At 67.4% G+C, this 19,421-nt stretch carries 33 protein-coding genes; 31 read left to right on the plus strand and 2 right to left on the minus strand.

Going from position 1 to position 19,421, the window contains the following annotated elements:
* The first annotated feature begins 246 nt into the window (after positions 1-246).
* From rpsJ to map, 24 genes are all read left to right on the plus strand, one after another.
* Positions 247-552: a 30S ribosomal protein S10 gene (rpsJ, locus tag ACWEV3_RS25605; protein ID WP_009948626.1), complete on the plus strand. Its 306-nt coding sequence runs from the start codon at positions 247-249 to the stop codon at positions 550-552.
* Positions 553-587: 35 nt separating this feature from the next.
* Positions 588-1,238 carry a 50S ribosomal protein L3 gene (gene rplC, locus ACWEV3_RS25610; RefSeq protein WP_093265649.1) on the plus strand — a complete coding sequence of 217 codons (651 nt, stop codon included), beginning with the start codon at positions 588-590 and terminating at the stop codon, positions 1,236-1,238.
* Positions 1,238-1,921 carry a 50S ribosomal protein L4 gene (rplD, locus tag ACWEV3_RS25615; protein ID WP_132493038.1) on the plus strand — a complete coding sequence of 228 codons (684 nt, stop codon included), beginning with the start codon at positions 1,238-1,240 and terminating at the stop codon, positions 1,919-1,921. Before rplC ends, rplD begins: the two co-directional genes overlap by 1 nt.
* Positions 1,918-2,217, plus strand: coding sequence for a 50S ribosomal protein L23 (gene rplW / locus ACWEV3_RS25620; protein WP_132493037.1), 300 nt, complete (start codon positions 1,918-1,920; stop codon positions 2,215-2,217). The genes rplD and rplW overlap by 4 nt, the downstream gene beginning before the upstream one ends.
* A gap of 32 nt (positions 2,218-2,249) precedes the next feature.
* Positions 2,250-3,083, plus strand: coding sequence for a 50S ribosomal protein L2 (gene rplB, locus ACWEV3_RS25625; protein WP_093265644.1), 834 nt, complete (start codon positions 2,250-2,252; stop codon positions 3,081-3,083).
* 18 nt (positions 3,084-3,101) lie between these two features.
* Complete coding sequence (rpsS, locus tag ACWEV3_RS25630; RefSeq protein WP_184476345.1) at positions 3,102-3,383, plus strand: 30S ribosomal protein S19; 282 nt, start codon at positions 3,102-3,104, stop codon at positions 3,381-3,383.
* Positions 3,384-3,426: 43 nt separating this feature from the next.
* Complete coding sequence (rplV, locus tag ACWEV3_RS25635) at positions 3,427-3,843, plus strand: 50S ribosomal protein L22 (protein WP_093265641.1); 417 nt, start codon at positions 3,427-3,429, stop codon at positions 3,841-3,843.
* A complete protein-coding gene (gene rpsC, locus ACWEV3_RS25640; RefSeq protein WP_358388962.1) occupies positions 3,843-4,682 on the plus strand; it encodes a 30S ribosomal protein S3 in 840 nt (279 codons plus the stop codon). Before rplV ends, rpsC begins: the two co-directional genes overlap by 1 nt.
* Positions 4,683-4,685: 3 nt before the next feature.
* The gene (rplP, locus tag ACWEV3_RS25645; RefSeq protein WP_132493035.1) at positions 4,686-5,105 is read left to right on the plus strand and encodes a 50S ribosomal protein L16; all 420 of its coding nucleotides are present in this window, start codon (positions 4,686-4,688) and stop codon (positions 5,103-5,105) included.
* Positions 5,105-5,347 (plus strand): 50S ribosomal protein L29, encoded by a 243-nt coding sequence (rpmC, locus tag ACWEV3_RS25650; RefSeq protein ID WP_093265636.1) that lies wholly within the window; start codon positions 5,105-5,107, stop codon positions 5,345-5,347. Before rplP ends, rpmC begins: the two co-directional genes overlap by 1 nt.
* A complete protein-coding gene (gene rpsQ / locus ACWEV3_RS25655; protein WP_132493034.1) occupies positions 5,344-5,619 on the plus strand; it encodes a 30S ribosomal protein S17 in 276 nt (91 codons plus the stop codon). Before rpmC ends, rpsQ begins: the two co-directional genes overlap by 4 nt.
* Positions 5,620-5,768: 149 nt before the next feature.
* Positions 5,769-6,137, plus strand: a complete 369-nt coding sequence (rplN, locus tag ACWEV3_RS25660; RefSeq protein WP_010315405.1) for a 50S ribosomal protein L14 — start codon at positions 5,769-5,771, stop codon at positions 6,135-6,137.
* Positions 6,137-6,451: a 50S ribosomal protein L24 gene (gene rplX, locus ACWEV3_RS25665; RefSeq protein ID WP_132493033.1), complete on the plus strand. Its 315-nt coding sequence runs from the start codon at positions 6,137-6,139 to the stop codon at positions 6,449-6,451. The genes rplN and rplX overlap by 1 nt, the downstream gene beginning before the upstream one ends.
* Before the next feature lie 2 nt (positions 6,452-6,453).
* On the plus strand, positions 6,454-7,017 hold the full coding sequence (rplE, locus tag ACWEV3_RS25670; RefSeq protein ID WP_010315400.1) for a 50S ribosomal protein L5: 564 nt from the start codon (positions 6,454-6,456) through the stop codon (positions 7,015-7,017).
* A gap of 3 nt (positions 7,018-7,020) precedes the next feature.
* On the plus strand, positions 7,021-7,206 hold the full coding sequence (locus ACWEV3_RS25675) for a type Z 30S ribosomal protein S14 (RefSeq protein ID WP_010315398.1): 186 nt from the start codon (positions 7,021-7,023) through the stop codon (positions 7,204-7,206).
* Between the two features lie 227 nt (positions 7,207-7,433).
* Complete coding sequence (gene rpsH / locus ACWEV3_RS25680; RefSeq protein ID WP_010315396.1) at positions 7,434-7,832, plus strand: 30S ribosomal protein S8; 399 nt, start codon at positions 7,434-7,436, stop codon at positions 7,830-7,832.
* 16 nt (positions 7,833-7,848) lie between these two features.
* Positions 7,849-8,388 carry a 50S ribosomal protein L6 gene (gene rplF, locus ACWEV3_RS25685; protein ID WP_093265631.1) on the plus strand — a complete coding sequence of 180 codons (540 nt, stop codon included), beginning with the start codon at positions 7,849-7,851 and terminating at the stop codon, positions 8,386-8,388.
* 2 nt (positions 8,389-8,390) lie between these two features.
* The gene (rplR, locus tag ACWEV3_RS25690) at positions 8,391-8,792 is read left to right on the plus strand and encodes a 50S ribosomal protein L18 (protein WP_235884041.1); all 402 of its coding nucleotides are present in this window, start codon (positions 8,391-8,393) and stop codon (positions 8,790-8,792) included.
* A gap of 35 nt (positions 8,793-8,827) precedes the next feature.
* Positions 8,828-9,439 (plus strand): 30S ribosomal protein S5, encoded by a 612-nt coding sequence (rpsE, locus tag ACWEV3_RS25695; protein WP_132493030.1) that lies wholly within the window; start codon positions 8,828-8,830, stop codon positions 9,437-9,439.
* A gap of 5 nt (positions 9,440-9,444) precedes the next feature.
* The gene (rpmD, locus tag ACWEV3_RS25700) at positions 9,445-9,627 is read left to right on the plus strand and encodes a 50S ribosomal protein L30 (RefSeq protein WP_132493029.1); all 183 of its coding nucleotides are present in this window, start codon (positions 9,445-9,447) and stop codon (positions 9,625-9,627) included.
* A gap of 1 nt (position 9,628) precedes the next feature.
* Positions 9,629-10,078, plus strand: coding sequence for a 50S ribosomal protein L15 (gene rplO, locus ACWEV3_RS25705; protein ID WP_452616349.1), 450 nt, complete (start codon positions 9,629-9,631; stop codon positions 10,076-10,078).
* A 376-nt stretch (positions 10,079-10,454) separates the two neighbouring features.
* The gene (gene secY, locus ACWEV3_RS25710; RefSeq protein WP_093265624.1) at positions 10,455-11,768 is read left to right on the plus strand and encodes a preprotein translocase subunit SecY; all 1,314 of its coding nucleotides are present in this window, start codon (positions 10,455-10,457) and stop codon (positions 11,766-11,768) included.
* A gap of 173 nt (positions 11,769-11,941) precedes the next feature.
* On the plus strand, positions 11,942-12,496 hold the full coding sequence (locus ACWEV3_RS25715; protein WP_358574957.1) for an adenylate kinase: 555 nt from the start codon (positions 11,942-11,944) through the stop codon (positions 12,494-12,496).
* Positions 12,497-12,566: 70 nt separating this feature from the next.
* Entirely contained in the window at positions 12,567-13,358 is a 792-nt protein-coding gene (map, locus tag ACWEV3_RS25720; protein WP_452616382.1) for a type I methionyl aminopeptidase, read from the plus strand.
* A gap of 414 nt (positions 13,359-13,772) precedes the next feature.
* Here map and ACWEV3_RS25725 read toward each other — a convergent pair whose 3' ends face one another.
* Together ACWEV3_RS25725 and ACWEV3_RS25730 are read right to left on the minus strand one after the other, a co-directional pair.
* Complete coding sequence (locus ACWEV3_RS25725) at positions 13,773-14,375, minus strand: class I SAM-dependent methyltransferase (protein ID WP_452616350.1); 603 nt, start codon at positions 14,373-14,375, stop codon at positions 13,773-13,775.
* Positions 14,376-14,591: 216 nt separating this feature from the next.
* A complete protein-coding gene (locus ACWEV3_RS25730) occupies positions 14,592-15,233 on the minus strand; it encodes a class I SAM-dependent methyltransferase (RefSeq protein ID WP_452616351.1) in 642 nt (213 codons plus the stop codon).
* A gap of 378 nt (positions 15,234-15,611) precedes the next feature.
* Between ACWEV3_RS25730 and infA the strand changes: the two genes are divergently transcribed.
* The 7 genes from infA (at position 15,612) to rplQ (ending at position 19,402) form a co-directional block, all read left to right on the plus strand.
* On the plus strand, positions 15,612-15,833 hold the full coding sequence (gene infA / locus ACWEV3_RS25735) for a translation initiation factor IF-1 (RefSeq protein ID WP_009948665.1): 222 nt from the start codon (positions 15,612-15,614) through the stop codon (positions 15,831-15,833).
* Between the two features lie 52 nt (positions 15,834-15,885).
* A complete protein-coding gene (gene rpmJ / locus ACWEV3_RS25740) occupies positions 15,886-15,999 on the plus strand; it encodes a 50S ribosomal protein L36 (RefSeq protein WP_010315372.1) in 114 nt (37 codons plus the stop codon).
* A 152-nt stretch (positions 16,000-16,151) separates the two neighbouring features.
* Positions 16,152-16,532 (plus strand): 30S ribosomal protein S13, encoded by a 381-nt coding sequence (rpsM, locus tag ACWEV3_RS25745; protein ID WP_358574962.1) that lies wholly within the window; start codon positions 16,152-16,154, stop codon positions 16,530-16,532.
* 25 nt (positions 16,533-16,557) lie between these two features.
* The gene (rpsK, locus tag ACWEV3_RS25750) at positions 16,558-16,962 is read left to right on the plus strand and encodes a 30S ribosomal protein S11 (protein WP_009948668.1); all 405 of its coding nucleotides are present in this window, start codon (positions 16,558-16,560) and stop codon (positions 16,960-16,962) included.
* 23 nt (positions 16,963-16,985) lie between these two features.
* On the plus strand, positions 16,986-17,591 hold the full coding sequence (gene rpsD / locus ACWEV3_RS25755; protein ID WP_452616352.1) for a 30S ribosomal protein S4: 606 nt from the start codon (positions 16,986-16,988) through the stop codon (positions 17,589-17,591).
* Between the two features lie 151 nt (positions 17,592-17,742).
* Positions 17,743-18,822 (plus strand): DNA-directed RNA polymerase subunit alpha, encoded by a 1,080-nt coding sequence (locus ACWEV3_RS25760; protein WP_132493021.1) that lies wholly within the window; start codon positions 17,743-17,745, stop codon positions 18,820-18,822.
* 49 nt (positions 18,823-18,871) lie between these two features.
* Positions 18,872-19,402, plus strand: a complete 531-nt coding sequence (rplQ, locus tag ACWEV3_RS25765; RefSeq protein WP_452616353.1) for a 50S ribosomal protein L17 — start codon at positions 18,872-18,874, stop codon at positions 19,400-19,402.
* The last annotated feature ends 19 nt before the right edge of the window (positions 19,403-19,421 follow it).

Genomic DNA, 19,421 nt, shown 5'->3' on the forward strand with positions numbered 1-19,421 from the left:
CGGGCCGCAAGGCCCACCCCATCGGCGACGTTCGAGGGGACCGGTATGCGGTAGCCGGGCGACACGCCCGACCGCGTGTACCGGGCACCAGATACCTGAACAGGGGCGGACTGAGAGCTGTGGCGCCTCCCGACATCGGGATGTCGCAAGGCCGAGGCCGCGTGGGGCACCACCGCCCGCGAGGGTGCGGTGCACCCGCACCCAAGACGAAACCGCGGCACGAGACTAGAGGAACGGCAAGCCACTATGGCGGGACAGAAGATCCGCATCCGGCTCAAGGCCTACGACCACGAGGCGATCGACGCGTCCGCACGCAAGATCGTCGAGACCGTGACGCGCACCGGCGCTCGGGTCGTTGGGCCGGTGCCGCTGCCCACGGAGAAGAACGTCTACTGCGTCATCCGCTCCCCGCACAAGTACAAGGACTCGCGGGAGCACTTCGAGATGCGGACGCACAAGCGGCTCATCGACATCCTCGAACCGACGCCGAAGACGGTTGACGCGCTGATGCGCATCGACCTGCCGGCCAGCGTCGACGTGAACATCCAGTAAGCGCGGCGACGAGGTAGCTGGAGAGAACGAGACCTATGTCTGACAGGCAGATCAAGGGGATTCTGGGCACCAAGCTCGGCATGACCCAGGTCTTCGACGACCAGAACCGGATTGTCCCGGTGACCGTCGTCCAGGCCGGGCCGAACGTGGTGACCCAGATTCGGACCCCCGAAAAGGACGGCTACGCGGCCGTGCAGCTGGCGTTCGGCGCCATCGACCCGCGCAAGGTGAACAAGCCGCGGAGCGGCCACTTCGCCAAGGCCGGCGTCACCCCGCGCCGCCACGTCGTGGAGCTGCGCACCGCCGACGCCGGTGAGTACGAGCTGGGCCAGGAGCTCGGCGCGGACGTCTTCGAGGCGGGCGCGGTTGTCGACGTCGTCGGCACCAGCAAGGGCAAGGGCTTCGCGGGCACCATCAAGCGGCACGGTTTCCGCAGCCAGGGCGCCAGCCACGGTACCCAGGCCGTGCACCGCAAGCCGGGTTCCATCGGTGGCTGCGCCACCCCCGGTCGCGTGTTCAAGGGCATGCGGATGGCCGGGCGGATGGGTTCCGACCGCGTCACCACGCAGAACCTGAAGGTCCACAAGGTGGAGTCCGAGACCGGCCTGCTGCTGATCAAGGGTGCCGTCCCCGGCCCCAAGGGCGGCCTGGTCCTGGTTAAGAGTCCCGCGAAGGGTGGTGCGTGATGAGCCTGACGCTCGATGTCCGTACCCCGGACGGTAAGACCGACGGCACCGTCGAACTGCCCGCCGAGATCTTCGACGTGCAGGCCAACGTGGCGCTGATGCACCAGGTCGTGGTGGCCCAGCTGGCCGCCGCGCGCCAGGGCACGCACTCCACGAAGACGCGTGGCATGGTGTCCGGCGGCGGCAAGAAGCCGTACCGCCAGAAGGGCACCGGCAACGCCCGGCAGGGCTCCATCCGGGCCCCGCAGTTCACCGGTGGTGGCATCGTTCACGGGCCGCAGCCGCGGGACTACTCGCAGCGGACCCCGAAGAAGATGAAGGTCGCCGCCCTGCGCGGTGCCCTCTCCGACCGGGTTCGCGCCGGCCAGCTGCACGTGGTCACCGGCGTGGTCGGCGGCGAGACGCCGTCCACCAAGTCCGCCAAGACCGCGCTGCGGAACTGGACCGAGGCCAAGAAGGTTCTGATCGTGCTCAACCGCCACGAGGAGGAGAACTCCTGGTTGAGCCTGCGGAACCTGCAGAACGTGCACCTGATCGACCCGGGTCAGCTGAACACCTACGACGTGCTCAACAGCGACGACGTCGTGTTCACCAAGGCCGCGTACGAGCGCTTCGTCGCGGGCCCGGTCAAGGGCCGGTCGGTCAAGGCCGCCGCGTCTTCCGCAGAGGAGGCAGAGCAGTGAGCGCCGACCCGCGAGACATCATCCTTGCGCCGGTGATCTCCGAGAAGAGCTACGGGTTGCTCGAGCAGAGCCAGTACACCTTCCTGGTGGACCCGCGCTCGAACAAGACCGAGATCAAGATCGCGATCGAGAAGATCTTCGACGTCAAGGTCACCAGCGTCAACACGATCAACCGCAACGGCAAGCGCAAGCGTTCCCGCACCGGGTTCGGCAAGCGCAAGGACACCAAGCGGGCGATCGTCACCCTGTCGCCGGAGAGCAAGCCGATCGAGATCTTCGGCGGACCGGCCGCCTGACCGGTGCTGATTAGGACGAGGTTGCGTTAACAATGGGCATTCGCAAGTACAAGCCGACGACGCCGGGCCGTCGTGGCGCGAGCGTGTCCGACTTCGCCGAGATCACCCGGTCGGAGCCGGAGAAGTCGTTGGTGCGTCCGCTGAACAAGAAGGCGGGCCGCAACGCTCAGGGCAAGATCACGACGCGGCACAAGGGTGGCGGTCACAAGCGGGCTTACCGCGTGATCGACTTCCGCCGCAACGACAAGGACGGTGTGCCGGCCAAGGTCGCGCACATCGAGTACGACCCGAACCGCAGTGCTCGGATCGCGCTCCTGCACTACGCCGATGGCGAGAAGCGCTACATCATCGCGCCGAACAACATCAAGCAGGGCGACGCGATCGAGAGCGGTGCGCGTGCGGACATCAAGCCGGGTAACAACCTGCCGCTGCGCAACATCCCGACCGGCACCGTGATCCACGCGATCGAGCTCCGTCCCGGACAGGGCGCGAAGATCGCTCGCTCGGCCGGTGCCCGGGTGCAGCTGGTGGCCAAGGACGGCCCGTACGCCCAGCTGCGGATGCCCTCGGGCGAAATCCGCAACGTGGACGCGCGGTGCCGGGCCACCGTCGGCGAGGTCGGCAACTCCGAGCACGCCAACATCAACTGGGGCAAGGCCGGCCGCATGCGGTGGAAGGGCAAGCGCCCGACCGTCCGCGGTGTCGTCATGAACCCGGTGGACCACCCGCACGGTGGTGGTGAGGGCAAGACCTCCGGTGGTCGTCACCCGGTCAACCCGAAGGGCAAGCCGGAGGGTCGCACCCGCCGCCGCAAGCCCAGTGACAAGCTCATCGTCCGCCGTCGCCGTACCGGCAAGAAGCGCTGAGCAGGGAGGTAAGCAAACATGCCACGCAGCCTGAAGAAGGGCCCGTTCGTGGACGACCACCTGCTCAAGAAGGTGGACGCGCTTAACGAGTCGGGCAAGAAGACCGTGATCAAGACCTGGTCCCGCCGGTCGACGATCATCCCGGACATGCTGGGCCACACCTTCGCGGTGCACGACGGCCGCAAGCACATCCCGGTGTTCGTCACCGAGTCGATGGTCGGGCACAAGCTGGGCGAGTTCGCCCCGACCCGTACTTTCAAGGGCCACGTCAAGGACGACCGGAAGTCGCGCCGCCGCTGAGCCGGGGCTGTGACACGAACGAGTAAGAGCAAGGGGTAGCAGGATGACAGCCCGTTCCGACGACACTGCTGCGGAGTTCCCGCACGCAGTGGCGCGGGCCCGGTTCGTCCGCGTGTCGCCGATGAAGGCGCGCCGCGTGGTCGAGCTCATCAAGGGCCGGAGTGCCGCCGATGCCCTGGCCGTGCTCCAGTTCGCGCCGCAGACCGCCAGCGGTCCGGTGTCGAAGGTGCTCGCCAGTGCGATCGCCAACGCTGAGAACAACCTCTCCCTCGACCCCGAGACGCTGGTCGTGCGCCACGCGTACGTGGACGAGGGCCCGACGTTGAAGCGGTTCCGGCCGCGCGCGCAGGGTCGTGCGTACCGGATCCGCAAGCGGACCAGCCACATCACGGTCGAGGTCGAGTCTCGGCCGAAGGCGGCGACCAAGTCCCGAAAGAGCCAGAAGGGGAGTGCCCGGTAGTGGGTCAGAAGATCAACCCGCACGGCTTCCGACTCGGCATCACCACGGACTGGAAGTCTCGCTGGTACGCCGACAAGCAGTACTCGGAGTACGTCGCGGAGGACGTCAAGATCCGCCGGCAGCTGTCTCGCGGCATGGAGCGCGCTGGGATCTCGAAGGTTGAGATCGAGCGCACCCGCGAGCGGGTCCGCGTGGACATTCACACCGCTCGGCCGGGCATCGTCATCGGCCGCCGCGGTGCCGAGGCGGACCGCATCCGCGGTTCGCTGGAGAAGCTGACCGGCAAGCAGGTCCAGCTCAACATCCTCGAGGTCAAGAACCCCGAGGCGGACGCCCAGCTGGTCGCGCAGGGCGTGGCCGAGCAGCTGTCCAACCGCGTGTCCTTCCGGCGCGCGATGCGCAAGGCCATTCAGTCGGCCATGCGCTCGTCGCAGGTCAAGGGCATCCGGGTGCAGTGCTCGGGTCGCCTGGGCGGCGCGGAGATGTCCCGCTCGGAGTTCTACCGCGAGGGCCGGGTTCCGCTGCACACGCTGCGCGCGGACATCGACTACGGCTTCTTCGAGGCCCGCACCACCTTCGGGCGCATCGGCGTCAAGGTGTGGATCTACAAGGGCGAGCTGGTCGGTGGCCTGAAGCAGAAGCAGCAGGAGTCCGAGGTCCGTCCGCCGCGCGGCGGCGGTGACCGCGGTGACCGCGGTGGCCGTCCGGACCGCGGTGGCCGTCGCCGGGGTGCCGGTGGCGCGGACCGCGCTGCAGCTGACAAGTCCGCCAAGGCCGAGAAGGCCGCGGAGGGCGAGCAGCCGCAGGCTGCTGCGGCTGAAGAGAAGACGGAGGGCTGAGACGTGCTCGTCCCACGCAGGGTGAAGTGGCGCAAGAGCCACGCCCCGAAGCGCAAGGGCATGGCCAAGGGTGGTACCCGGATCAGCTTCGGTGAGTACGGCATTCAGGCGGTCGAGCACGGCTACGTGACCAACCGTCAGATCGAGTCGGCTCGTATCGCGATCACCCGGCACGTCAAGCGTGGTGGCAAGGTGTGGATCAACATCTTCCCGGACCGCCCGCTGACCAAGAAGCCCGCCGAAACCCGTCAGGGTTCCGGTAAGGGTTCGCCGGAGGCCTGGGTCGCCAACGTCAAGCCCGGACGCATCATGTTCGAGCTGACCTTCCCGAACGAGAAGACGGCGATCGAGGCGCTGACCCGTGCGGCGCACAAGCTCCCGATGAAGTGCAAGATCGTGTCCCGCGAGGGTGGTGACTTCTGATGGCAGCGGGTGTCACCGCATCCGAGCTCCGCGAACTCAACGCCGAGGAGCTCGTGCAGCGGCTGAAGGAAGCCAAGGAGGAGCTGTTCAACCTCCGCTTCCAGATGGCCACCGGTCAGCTGAGCAACAACCGGCGGCTGCGCACGGTCCGGCAGGACATCGCCCGGATCTACACGATCATGCGTGAACGCGAACTGGGCCTGACGGTTTCCCCCGAAGGCGCTGAGGAGGGCGCGGCATGAGCGAGAAAGGACAGGGCGTGGAGCGCAACCGTCGCAAGGTGCGCGAGGGCTACGTCGTCTCGGACAAGATGGACAAGACGATCGTGGTCTCCCTCGAAGACCGCAAGAAGCACGCGCTCTACGGCAAGGTCATGCGGCAGACCAGCAAGGTCAAGGCGCACGACGAGGCCAACACGGCCGGTGTCGGCGACCGCGTGCTGCTGATGGAGACTCGTCCGCTGTCGGCCAGCAAGCGCTGGCGACTGGTCGAGATCCTCGAGAAGGCCAAGTAAACGAAGGTGTGCGGCCGGCCGGCCGCCGGGAACCCTCCCAGCGGCCGGCCGTTCTCGTGCCGGAAGTTGACCGCGCGCGTCAGGTCGGAAATTTGGCGCGCCAGAGTGTGCCCGGGCCAGGTCCGGGTACTTAGGGTCAGGAGAAAGACGTGATCCAGCAGGAGTCGCGACTGCGTGTCGCCGACAACACCGGGGCCAAGGAGATCCTCACGATCCGTGTCCTCGGTGGGTCGGGTCGCCGGTACGCGGGCCTCGGGGACATCATCGTGGCGACCGTCAAGGAAGCCATCCCCGGTGCCGGTGTGAAGAAGGGCGATGTGGTCAAGGCCGTCATCGTCCGGCAGAAGAAGGAAAAGCGTCGTGCGGATGGTTCCTACATCCGTTTCGACGAGAACGCCGCGGTGCTGGTCAAGCCCGGTGGTGAGCCGCGGGGCACCCGTATCTTCGGTCCGGTCGCCCGCGAGCTGCGCGACAAGAAGTTCATGAAGATCATCTCGCTCGCGCCGGAGGTTTTGTGATGAAGATCAAGAAGGGCGACACGGTCGTCGTCATCTCCGGCAAGGACAAGGGCGCCAAGGGCAAGGTCATCAAGGCCATCCCGCAGGAGCAGCGCGTCCTGGTCGAGGGTGTCAACCGGATCAAGAAGCACACCAAGGTCTCGCGGACCGAGCGTGGCGCGCAGTCCGGCGGCATCGTCACCCAGGAAGCACCGATCCACGTGAGCAACGTGATGGTCGTGGACTCCGACGGCAAGCCCACCCGGGTCGGCTACCGCATCGGTGAGGACGGCAAGAAGGTTCGCATCTCTCGTCGTAACGGTAAGGACATCTGATCATGACTACCGCTGAGAAGATCGTCCCGCGGCTGAAGACCCGTTACCGCGAGGAGATCCGCCAGGCGCTGAACGAGGAGTTCAACTACTCCAACGTGATGCAGACGCCGGGCGTGGTCAAGGTCGTGGTCAACATGGGTGTTGGCGACGCCGCTCGGGACAGCAAGCTGATCGAGGGCGCGGTCCGCGACCTGTCGATCATCACCGGCCAGAAGCCGGAGATCCGCAAGGCCCGGAAGTCCATCGCGCAGTTCAAGCTCCGCGAGGGCATGCCGATCGGTGCGCGGGTCACCCTGCGCGGCGACCGGATGTGGGAGTTCCTGGACCGCCTGGTCACCATCGCGCTGCCGCGAATCCGCGACTTCCGCGGGCTGTCGCCGAAGCAGTTCGACGGCAAGGGCAACTACACGTTCGGCCTCAACGAGCAGTCGATGTTCCACGAGATCAACCCGGACAACATCGACCGCCCGCGTGGCATGGACATCACCGTCGTTACCACGGCCACCAACAATGAGGAGGGTCGGGCGCTGCTGAAGCACCTGGGCTTCCCGTTCAAGGAGAACTGAGCGATGGCCAAGAAGGCGCTGGTTATCAAGGCGGCGCGCAAGCCGAAGTTCAACGTCCGCGGCTACACCCGCTGCCAGCGCTGCGGTCGTCCGCGTGCGGTGTTCCGCAAGTTCGGCCTGTGCCGCGTGTGCTTCCGCGAGATGGCGCACGCCGGCGAGCTGCCCGGTGTGAGCAAGTCCTCCTGGTGACTGCCCGCCTGCTGGGGTGATACCGATTGCCGGTACCCTCAGCAGGCGCTACCAGGGCTGATGCCCACGCTCCGCGGCGAATGCCGTGCTTGCACGCGAATTGACAAGGGAACCGGCTGCTCGGCCGGGAAACCCCGAACTTCGTCCAGGCCAGGGCCCAGACGTCCACCTCAGGGTGGTGCGCGATCGGGGCCCATCGGAACCAGACGAGAAAGGTTGAGCAGGTCATGACGATGACCGATCCGATCGCAGACATGCTGACGCGTCTGCGCAACGGAAACTCGGCATACCACGACGAGGTCGTGATGCCGCACTCCAAGCTGAAGGCGAACATCGCCGAGATCCTCAAGCGCGAGGGCTACGTGTCCGGCTCGCGCGTCGAAGAGGGCGAGAACTGCAAGCAGCTCGTCGTCGAGCTCAAGTACGGCCCGAACCGCGAGCGGAGCATCGCGGGCCTGCGCCGGGTCTCCAAGCCCGGCCTGCGGGTCTACGCCAAGTCCACCAACCTGCCGAAGGTGCTGGGTGGCCTGGGCGTCGCGATCATCTCGACCTCCGGCGGTCTGCTGACCGACCGGCAGGCCATGAAGAAGGGCGTGGGCGGGGAAGTCCTCGCCTACGTCTGGTAAGGGAGGAGGAGCGGCTATGTCGCGCATCGGAAAGCTGCCGATCACCGTCCCCTCCGGCGTCGAGGTGACCATCGACGGCCCGGCGGTGACGGTCAAGGGCCCCAAGGGCAGCCTGCACCACCAGGTTGCCGAGCCGATCATCGTCGAGAAGGACGAGGACGGCGCGGTGCTGGTGAAGCGCCCCAACGACGAGCGGGAAAGCCGTTCGCTGCACGGGCTCACCCGCACGTTGGTGAACAACATGGTGATCGGCGTCAGCCAGGGATACCAGAAGAACCTGGAGATCCACGGCGTCGGTTACCGCGTGATGCAGAAGGGGTCGAACCTCGAGTTCGCCCTCGGCTACAGCCACCCCATCGTGATCGAACCGCCGGAAGGCATCCAGTTCGCGGTCGACGGCCCGACCAAGCTCTCGGTCAAGGGCATCGACAAGCAGCTGGTCGGCGAGATCGCGGCCAGGATTCGCAAGCTGCGCAAGCCCGACCCGTACAAGGGCAAGGGTGTCCGCTACGCAGGGGAGATCATCCGCCGCAAGGTCGGGAAGACGGGTAAGTGACCATGAGCGAGACGACAGCTACCAAGCGCAAGCCGGTGGGCAAGGACATCTCGACCAAGCGTCGGCTTGCCCGTGCCAAGCGGCACACGCGCATCCGCAAGAAGATCGTCGGCACCGCCGAGCGCCCGCGCCTCGTCGTGACCCGCTCGCTGCGCAACATCGTCGCGCAGGTCATCGACGACACCAAGGGCCACACCCTGGTCTCGGCTACCAGCCTGGAAGCCGATGTCCAGGCCTTCGAGGGCGACAAGAAGGCCAAGGCCACGAAGGTCGGCGAGCTCGTCGCCGCCCGTGCCAAGGACGCCGGCATCGACAAGGTCGTGTTCGACCGCGGCGGTAACGCCTACCACGGTCGCGTGGCCGCGCTGGCCGACGCCGCCCGTGACGGCGGACTGGAGTTCTGACAAGTGGCTAAGAACGAGAACGGAAGGGACGCCTGATGCCTGGACGCACTCGGCGTGAGGGCGGGGAGTCCGGCGGCAAGGACCGCCGGGACCGCCGCGACGGCGGCCGTGGCGGGGCGGCCCAAGAGAAGACCCCGCAGTTCGAACGCGTCGTGACCATCAACCGCGTCGCGAAGGTCGTCAAGGGTGGCCGGCGGTTCAGCTTCACCGCGCTGGTCGTCGTCGGCGACGGCGACGGCATGGTCGGTGTCGGTTACGGCAAGGCCAAGGAAGTTCCGGCGGCCATCGCCAAGGGCGTCGAGGAGGCGAAGAAGAACTTCTTCCGCGTCCCGCGCCTGGGCGGCACCATCACCCACCCGGTGCAGGGCGAGGACGCCGCCGGCGTCGTGCTGCTGCGTCCGGCCAGCGCTGGTACCGGTGTCATCGCCGGTGGCCCGGTGCGTGCGGTGCTGGAGTGCGCCGGTGTCCACGACGTGCTGAGCAAGTCGCTGGGCAGCGACAACCCGATCAACATCGTGCACGCCACGGTCGCCGCGCTGAAGATGCTGCAGCGCCCGGAGGAGGTCGCGGCTCGTCGCGGCCTGCCGCTCGAGGACGTCGCGCCGGCGTTCATCATGCGGGCCCGTGCGGCGCAGCAGGGGGCCTGATCGACATGGCACAGCTGAAGATCACCCAGGTGCGTGGTCTGGTCGGCACCAAGCAGAACCAGCGCGACACCATGCGCACCCTCGGGCTGCGCAAGATCCGTCAGTCCGTGGTGCGTCCGGATGACTCCAACGTGCGCGGCATGATCAACGCCGTCCGTCACCTGGTGACGGTCGAGGAGGTCGACTGACATGGTCATCAAACTGCACGACCTGCGTCCGGCCCCCGGCGCCAAGCGCGACAAGATCCGCGTCGGTCGCGGTGAGGGCTCCAAGGGCAAGACCGCGGGCCGCGGTACCAAGGGCACCAAGGCTCGCAAGAACGTCTCCCCTCGCTTCGAGGGTGGGCAGATGCCGATCCACATGCGGCTCCCGAAGCTGAAGGGCTTCAAGAACCGCTTCCGCACCGAGTACCAGGGTGTGAACATCGGTCGGCTCGTCCAGGCGTTCCCGGAGGGCGGCACCGTCGGCATCGACGAGCTGATCGCCAAGGGTCTCGTCAAGAAGAACGAGCTCGTGAAGATCCTCGGCGACGGGGATCTGGAGGGCATCAAGCTGGAGGTGACCGCGCACGCGTTCACCGGCAGCGCCCAGGAGAAGATCACCGCTGCGGGTGGTTCGGTCACCAAGCTGGACCGCTGACAACGGTTAACCCAGCCGAGGGCCGGGCGACGACAAGTCGCCCGGCCCTCGGCCTTTTTCCCGATCAGGTGAAGTGCGCGGGGCGTCCCCGATCGGACAACTCGGACTTGCGGGCCCCTCGAATTGCTTTGCGACGCCGCCGATTTCGCGGATTCCGGGAACGCTGCCACGTGGTTTTCCCGGTTTTCGGGGAAATTGTGAATGTCTTTGTTCGCCAATGGCTGACGCCGTGATCAGCAGTGAGGCTTCGGTCGCCGTCCGTGGCCGCGTTCGGGCCTGCTAGAGTCGCCCCGGCAGTGCCGTAAACATCGGGTGCTGCGGAAATTGCCGCATCTTTCCCGGCCGGTTCCGACCGGCTCGCGTACAGGAGGTTCGCGTGCTCGGCGCCTTCCGCTCGGCTCTGGCGACGCCGGACCTGCGCCGCAAGATCCTGTTCACCCTGGGCATGGTCGTGCTCTACCGGCTCGGTGCCACGATCCCCGCCCCCGGGGTGTCGTACCCGAACATCCAGCAGTGCATCGAGGAGATCCAGGGCAGCGGTTCGCAGAGCGTTTACTCGCTGCTCAACCTGTTCAGCGGCGGTGCGCTGCTGCAGCTGTCGGTGCTGTCGCTGGGCATCATGCCCTACATCACCGCGAGCATCATCATCCAGCTGCTGCAGGTGGTCATCCCGCGCTTCGAGCAGCTGAAGAAGGAAGGCCAGTCCGGCCAGTCGAAGCTGACCCAGTACACGCGGTACCTGACGATCGCGCTGGCGATCCTGCAGGGCACCGGCATCGTGGCGCTCGCGGTCCGCGGCCAGCTGTTCCAGGGCTGCTCGACGTCGGTCATCCCGGACGACTCGGTGCTCAACCTGATCACCATCGTGGTCGTCATGACCGCCGGCGCCGCGGTGCTGATGTGGATGGGCGAGCTGATCACCGAGCGCGGCATCGGCAACGGCATGTCGCTGCTGATCTTCGTCTCGATCGCTTCGCGGATCCCGGCCGAGGGCGGCGCGATCCTGCAGTCGCACGGCGGCCTGGTGTTCGCCGTGGTCTGCGCCTTCGCCATCGTGATCATCGCGACCGTGGTCTTCATCGAGCAGGCCCAGCGCCGGATCCCGGTGCAGTACGCCAAGCGCATGATCGGCCGCCGGATGTACGGCGGGACCTCCACGTACCTGCCGCTGAAGGTGAACCAGGCCGGTGTCATCCCGGTCATCTTCGGTTCCTCGCTGCTGTACCTGCCGCAGCTGCTCGGCCAGCTCGCCGGCAATCAGGACACCTGGTGGGCGCGGTTCATCCAGACCTACATCGTGTCGCCGTCCAGCTGGGTGCACATCCTGCTGTACATGTCGCTGATCATCTTCTTCGCGTACTTCTACGTGTCGATCACGTTCAACCCCGAAGAGCGCGCGGACGACATGAAGAAGTTCGGCGGCTTCATCCCGGGCATCCGGCCCGGTCGGCCGACCGCCGAGTACCTGAGCTTCGTGCTGTCCCGGATCACGCTGCCCGGCTCGCTGTACCTGGGCGTCATCGCGATCCTGCCGAACTTCTTCCTCGGCATCACCGGTGGCCAGGGCGGGAACCAGAACTTCCCGTTCGGCGGCACCGCGGTGCTGATCATGGTCAACGTCGGTCTGGACACCGTGAAGCAAATCGAGAGCCAGCTCACGCAGCGCAAGTACGAGGGTTTCCTCCGGTAGGCTGGACGGTCCGGGCGCGCGTCGACGCATGCCCGGATACCCCCGTTGCGGGTGGGGCGACCTGGTGCGTCGCCCCATGCGTAGGGTGTGAGCGCGGCTGCCCCGATGCAGGTGGGCGCCCGCGGAGCTCGTCAGCAGTTGGCGCGCGATCGGATTGATTCGGAGGCAGACCCTTGGTGCGATTGGTTCTCGTCGGCCCGCCCGGTGCGGGCAAGGGCACCCAGGCAGCCGTGCTCAGCGAGCAGCTGGACGTCCCGCACATCTCCACCGGAGATCTGTTCCGCGCGAACATCGGCAACGCCACTCCGCTCGGCCAGAAGGCCAAGAGCTACCTGGACACCGGCGACCTGGTCCCGGACGAGGTCACCAACGAGATGGTGCGCGACCGCCTTTCCGACGAGGACGCGGCCAAGGGCTTCCTGCTCGACGGCTACCCGCGCACCACCACGCAGGCCGAGGTGCTGGCCGAGATGCTGCGCGAGCGCGGCACGGAGCTGACCGCGGTGCTGCAGTTCGACGTGCCGGAGGAAGAGCTCGTCACGCGCATGCTCGCTCGCGGGCGCGCGGACGACACCGAGGACATCATCCGGCGCCGGCTGGCGGTCTACCGGTCGGAGACCGAGCCGCTGCTGGAGTTCTACAGCGACCGGATCGTCAAGATCGACGCCGTCGGCTCGATCGAGGAGATCACGGCCCGCGCGCTGGAAGCGCTGCGCAACCGCGCTTGAGCCGGTAGGCCGGTCGCAGCGGCGGCCGGCCGGAACCGCAATCCGAGAAAGAATCCTGAAGGTGAGTGCCTTGTTGCGTCGGGGTAAGGGCATCGAGCTCAAGTCGCGGGGCGAGATCGAGGCGATGCGCGCCGCCGGCCTGATCGTCGCCCGCGCGCTGGCCGCGGTGACCGAGCGCGCGAAGCCCGGTGCGACCACCGGTGAGCTGGACGCCGTCGCGGAGCAGGTGATCCGGGACGCCGGCGCGGTGCCGTCGTTCAAGGGCTACCACGGGTTCCCGGCGTCGATCTGCGCATCGCTGAACGAGAAGGTCGTGCACGGCATCCCGTCCCGCAGCGAGGTCCTCGCCGAGGGCGACCTGCTGTCGGTGGACTGCGGCGCGATCCTGGACGGCTGGCACGGCGACTCCGCGGTGACGCTGGCGATCGGCGAGGTCAGCGCGCAGGACCGAGCCCTGTCCGCGGCCACCGAGGCCAGCATGTGGGCAGGTATCGAGCAGGTCCGGGCCGGGAACCGGCTCACCGACATCTCCCACGCGGTGGAGACCGCGGCCCGCGCGGCCGCGAAGGCCGACGGCCTGGAGTACGGGATCATCGCGGAGTACGGCGGGCACGGCATCGGCACCCAGATGCACATGGAGCCGTTCCTGCCGAACCTCGGCAAGCCCGGGCGCGGCCCGAAGCTGCGGGTCGGCATGGCGATCGCGGTGGAGCCGATGCTCACGCTGGGCTCGGCGGAGACCGAGGAGCTCGACGACGCCTGGACGGTCGTGACCGACGACGGCTCCCGCGCGGCGCATTGGGAGCACACGGTGGCGATCACCGAAGACGGCCCCTGGGTCCTCACCGCCGCCGAGGACTGATCGGGTCCCGACGCAAGTTCCATTGAAATCGAAGGTTCGATTTCAATGGAACTTGCGGTCCTGCGGCGTGTCGGGCCACGACACGCCGCAGGTTGTGGACAACTTGTTCGATTTCAATGAGGTTTTTCCAACCTCGTTCTGCGTGGCGGTGCGGGTGGCGGAACCTCAGAGGCTCCCTGGTCTGTGGGTGCCCTGACTTATGTATGTCCAATACACGGCGTCAGGGCCGTCCTCGCCAGGAAGCCTCTGAGAACCCGCGGCGGTGCGGGTGTCGTAGGTGGGCTATGCGCCTGCGGCGCATGCGGCACCTACGTACGGCTTCGCGGGCCGCGGTTGCGGGCCGACCAGGATGAAAAACGCTCAATGGAAATCGAATGTCTGATTTCAATGGAAATTGCGCCGGGTCGGGCGCCGTCACTTCGGCCGGCGGCAGGCGTAGACGCGGGCCGGGGGCACGTTCCGCCAGATCGCGGTGCGCGGCAGCACCTCGTCGAAGGTGTCCTCCAGCGCCGACACGAACTCGCGGGTGGACGGTCGCCACAGCGTCGTCAGGTAGGTGACGGTGGTGAACACCCCGCCCGGCGCCAGCACCGAGACCGCCTGCTCCAGCAGTTCGCGCTGCTTGTCCGGCGGCAGAAGGGTCCACGGGATGCTGCTGATGACCGCGTCGACCCGGTCGACCCCGGCGGCGTCCAGCAGCTCGCGCAGGTGCGTCACGTCGCCCGCGATGACTTCCAGCCAGGGCTTGGTGCGGTGCAGGTAGCGGACCATCTCCTGGTCGATCTCGACCGCGAGGTGCCGCGCGCCCTCGGACAGCCGGTGCTGGATGGGGCTGCTGAGCGCACCGGTGCCCGGGCCGAGCTCCAGCACCGTCGGCGTGCCGAAGCTGGGCACCACGGTGGCCACCGCGGCCGCGACGTGCCGGGAGGTCGGCAGCACGGCGCCGAACGTCGACGGCCGGCGGACCGCGCGGCTCACGAACGTCCAGTACTCGCGCAGCTTCTTTCGCTTGCTCACGGCTGCTCCTGCCCGTTCGCCGAACGCGGCGGTGGTAGCTGGTGCTTCCATCGCAGCGTCCCGCTGCCGTCCGCGGGTCGCAGCGCGTGGCAGGGCGTTTTCACGAAGTCGCGTTGCGGGGGTGCTCTCGCTCATGCGCAAAGCCTGCGCCCCCGTCGTGCCCGGCGGCCTCCGGGGTTGCCCCGGACGAGACCCGAGCCACCCCCGGTCAGGGTCTCAGCGCAGCGGCCGGCGGCAGATGTAGTGCAGGATCGGCGGGATGTTCCGCCAGGTGGTGTGGGTGATGATCTCGTCGAACGTCTGCGCCAGGCGGGCGCGGAAGCGGCGGCCGCCCGGCGTCTGGTCGGCGGGCAGGTAGGTCAGCGCCGTGAACGCGCCCTGCGGGGCGAGCGCCTCGGCGGCCTGGCGCAGGATGTGGTTCTGCGCGTCGCTCGGCAGCAGCGACCACGGGATGCTGCTGATGACGGCGTCGACGCGGTCGATGTTGTGCTTGTCGAGCAGCGCGAGCAGGTCGCTCGCGTCGCCGTGCACGATCTCCATCCACGGCTTGTGGGCCCGCAGGTGCTCGACCATGCCTTCGCCGAGCTCGATGCCGACGTGCCGGGCGCCCGTGGGCAGCCGGCGGTGGATGCCGTCGCTCAACGAGCCGGTCCCGGGGCCGAGCTCGACCACGACCGGGGTGCCGGTGGTCGGCACCACCTGGGCCACCGTGGCGGCGACGGCGGCGGACGTCGGAGTCGCCGCCCCGACCATCCTGGGGTTGCGCACCGCGGTCTGGAAGAAGGTCCGGTACTCGTCCAGCTTGCTGGTCGAGTTCTGCCCGACCTTGCCGATCTGCTGGTCCTGCTGGGGCGTCACGCTTCTCCTCGGTTGTCCCACGGTGTCGGCCTCGACCCCGGTGTCGAGCGTGATCGAACGTAGTGAGGCTCGGAGCGCCCACGCAACCCGTCGCATTGGTGCAGTCGTGCAGCGTGACATCAATGTTGCGCGGAGTGACCAGGGCGGCGTTGAGCTGCCCCGATGTGGAGCGCCCGATCGGCGGCGCGTACAGTGGAACATCGGCGCACTCGTAGCGCCGGTTCGTTGTGCCTGGGTATCCGCTTCCGAACATCCGGATCGGGTCGTCATCGGTGTTTCGGGCCGGGCTGCGGTGTGCCCGTCGTGGGTGCCGGGGCCTCCGGTGCGCGCGGCGGGACTTAGGTCCGCAAACCGTCACCGTCACGAAACGCGGAGGACATGGGCAAGAAAGACGGGGCCATTGAGGTCGAGGGTCGGGTGATCGAACCGCTTCCCAACGCGATGTTCCGTGTCGAGTTGGAAAACGGCCACAAGGTCCTCGCACACATCAGTGGCAAGATGCGTCAGCACTACATCCGCATCCTGCCCGAGGACCGGGTCGTGGTGGAGCTCTCGCCGTACGACCTTTCCCGTGGGCGCATCGTCTACCGCTACAAGTGACCTCCACGGTGTCCGGGTGACCGGACACGCGTCCGAGCAGGAGAGCACGACCGTGAAGGTCCAGCCGAGTGTGAAGCGAATCTGCGACAAGTGCCAGGTCATCCGCCGTCACGGGCGGGTGCTGGTGATCTGCGACAACGCCCGTCACAAGCAGCGTCAGGGCTGAGCGCAGCACAGCGTCGCAAGGATCGAGTAGGAACTCCCTTGACCTGTCGGCCCTAACGCGGGCCGACTGACCCCCGGACCAGGCCGGGGCTCCGCACCAGTTGCGGGGGCGGCGAGGGAGCAGACCTGGAAAAACGAAGGAGAACCGGCCAGATGGCACGGGTCGTCGGCGTTGATCTCCCGCGCGAAAAGCGCATGGAGATCGCGCTTACCTACATCTACGGGATCGGCAAGACCCGGTCGAAGGAGATCCTCTCCGCGACCGGAATCTCGCCCGACGCCCGCCCGCGCGACCTCGATGACGAGCAGCTGACCAAGCTGCGCGACTACATCGAGAGCAGCTACCGGGTCGAGGGTGACCTCCGCCGCGAGGTCCAGGCCGACATCCGCCGGAAGATCGAGATCGGCTGCTACGCGGGGCTTCGGCACCGCCGGCACCTGCCGGTTCACGGGCAGCGGACGAAGACCAACGCCCGTACCCGCAAGGGGCCGAAGAAGACGGTCGCCGGCAAGAAGAAGGCCGGGAAGAAGTAAGCCTCGCTAGGAGTCAGCTAAAGCCATGCCACCCAAGTCTCGCGCTGGCGCCGTCAAGAAGGTGCGGCGCAAGGAAAAGAAGAACGTCGCTCACGGCCAGGCGCACATCAAGAGCACGTTCAACAACACCATCGTTTCGATCACCGACCCGACCGGTGCGGTGATCAGCTGGGCCTCGGCCGGCCACGTCGGGTTCAAGGGCTCTCGCAAGTCCACCCCGTTCGCCGCGCAGATGGCCGCCGAGAACGCGGCCCGCAAGGCTGCCGAGCACGGCATGAAGAAGGTCGACGTCTTCGTCAAGGGTCCGGGCTCGGGCCGCGAGACGGCGATCCGGTCGCTGCAGGCCGCCGGTCTCGAGGTCGGCACCATCCAGGACGTGACCCCGCAGCCGCACAACGGCTGCCGGCCGCCGAAGCGGCGTCGGGTCTGAGGCGCGGGAAGGAGTAGACAAAGATGGCACGTTATACCGGTCCCGCGACCCGCAAGTCCCGCCGTCTCAAGGTTGACCTCGTCGGCGGTGACCAGGCGTTCGAGCGCCGTCCGTACCCCCCGGGTCAGCACGGCCGCGCGCGCATCAAGGAAACCGAGTACCTGCTGCAGCTCCAGGAGAAGCAGAAGGCGAAGTTCACCTACGGTGTGCTGGAGCGCCAGTTCCGCTCGTACTACGAGAACGCCAACCGGCGTCCCGGCAAGACGGGTGACAACCTGCTGCAGCTGCTGGAGTCCCGGCTCGACAACGTCGTGTACCGGGCCGGCCTGGCCCGCACCCGCCGCATGGCGCGTCAGCTGGTCAGCCACGGCCACTTCACGGTCAACGGCAAGAAGGTGAACGTCCCCAGCTTCCAGGTTTCGAAGTGGGACATCGTCGACGTCAAGCCGAAGTCCCTGGGCACCACGCCGTTCATCATCGCCAAGGAGACCTTCGGCGAGCGTCCGGTTCCGGCCTGGTTGCAGGTCGTGCCCTCGACCCTGCGGATCCTGGTGCACCAGCGCCCGGAGCGCGCGCAGATCGACACTCCGGTCACCGAGCAGCTCATCGTCGAGCTCTACTCGAAGTGACGCGTCCCGCCGGCGGCTCCCTCCGGGGTGCGGCCGCCGGCGGCTCGCAGCCAGCGGTGGCGGTGCAGGAATCCGCCACCGGCCCGCGCTTCGCGGGCAACGCCATTCCATCGGCGTCAAATAGCGGGCGTCGTGAGGAAAGGAAAACGAAGTGCTCATCTCCCAGCGACCCACACTGTCCGAAGAGGCGGTGTCGGAGACGCGCTCCCGGTTCGTCATCGAGCCGCTGGAGCCGGGCTTCGGCTACACCCTCGGCAACTCGCTGCGTCGTACCCTGCTCTCCTCGATCCCGGGGGCGGCGGTCACCAGCCTGCGCATCGACGGTGTGCTGCACGAGTTCACCACGATTCCGGGTGTGAAGGAAGACGTCACCGACGTCATCCTGAACATCAAGGAGCTGGTCGTCAGCTCCGAGGAAGACGAGCCGGTGACGATGTACCTGCGCAAGCAGGGTCCGGGTGAGGTCACCGCGGCCGACATCGTGCCGCCGGCGGGCGTCACGGTGCACAACCCCGACCTGCACATCGCCACCCTCAACGCGAAGGGCAAGCTGGAGATCGAGCTCGTCGTCGAGCGTGGTCGTGGCTATGTCCCCGCGATGCAGAACAAGCAGACCGGTGCCGAGATCGGCCGCATTCCGGTGGACTCGATCTACTCGCCGGTGCTGAAGGTGACCTACAAGGTCGAGGCGACCCGTGTCGAGCAGCGCACGGACTTCGACAAGCTGATCCTCGACGTGGAGAGCAAGCCGTCGATCACCCCGCGTGACGCGGTGGCTTCGGCGGGACGCACCCTCGTCGAGCTGTTCGGGCTCGCTCGCGAGCTCAACATCGACGCCGAAGGCATCGAGATCGGCCCGTCGCCGGCGGAAGCCGACACCATCGCGGCCTACGCGATGCCGATCGAGGACCTCGACCTGACGGTGCGCTCCTACAACTGCCTCAAGCGGGAGGGCATCCACACCGTCGGCGAGCTGGTCTCGCGCAGCGAGGCCGACCTGCTGGACATCCGCAACTTCGGTGCGAAGTCCATCGACGAGGTCAAGATGAAGCTGGCCGGCCTTGGGCTCGCGCTCAAGGACAGCCCGCCCGGATTCGACCCGTCGGCCGCGGCGGCCGAGTACCCGTCCGAAGGCTGGTCCTCCGAGGAGACCACCGTCGGCGCGGTCGGGCCCGTCGAGGACAACGGCTACGACGACGGTCAGGACTACGCGGAGACAGAGCAGCTGTAGCTGTGTTGCGCGTCCGGGGTACACCGGCGCGCCCTGAGAGGAGCAACCGATGCCCACCCCGACCAAGGGTCCGCGTCTCGGCGGGTCGCCGGCGCACGAGCGGCTCATCATGGCCAACCTGGCCACCTCGCTGTTCGAGCACGGCCGGATCACCACCACCGAGGCCAAGGCGAAGCGGCTGCGGCCGATCGCCGAGCGGCTGATCACCAAAGCCAAGAAGGGCGACCTGCACAACCGTCGCGAGGTCATGAAGACCATCCGCGACAAGGACGTCGTGCACAAGCTCTTCGCGGAGATCGGTCCGCACTTCGCCGAACGCCCCGGCGGTTACACCCGCATCATCAAGACGATGCCGCGCAAGGGTGACAATGCGAAGATGGCCGTCATCGCGCTGGTGACCGAGCAGCTCGTCACCACCGAGGCGGAGGCCGCTCGCGGTACGAAGTTCGCCAAGGACGCGGAGGCCCCCAAGGCCGAGGCGACCGAGGCTCAGGCGGAGACCACCGAGGCCGCTGAGGCCCCGGAGGCGACCGAGGCCAAGGCCGAGGACACCGCTGCCGAGAAGAAGGACGAGTCCTGATTCAGGCACGTAGTACTGC

The organism is Saccharopolyspora sp. NPDC003752 (assembly GCF_053605825.1).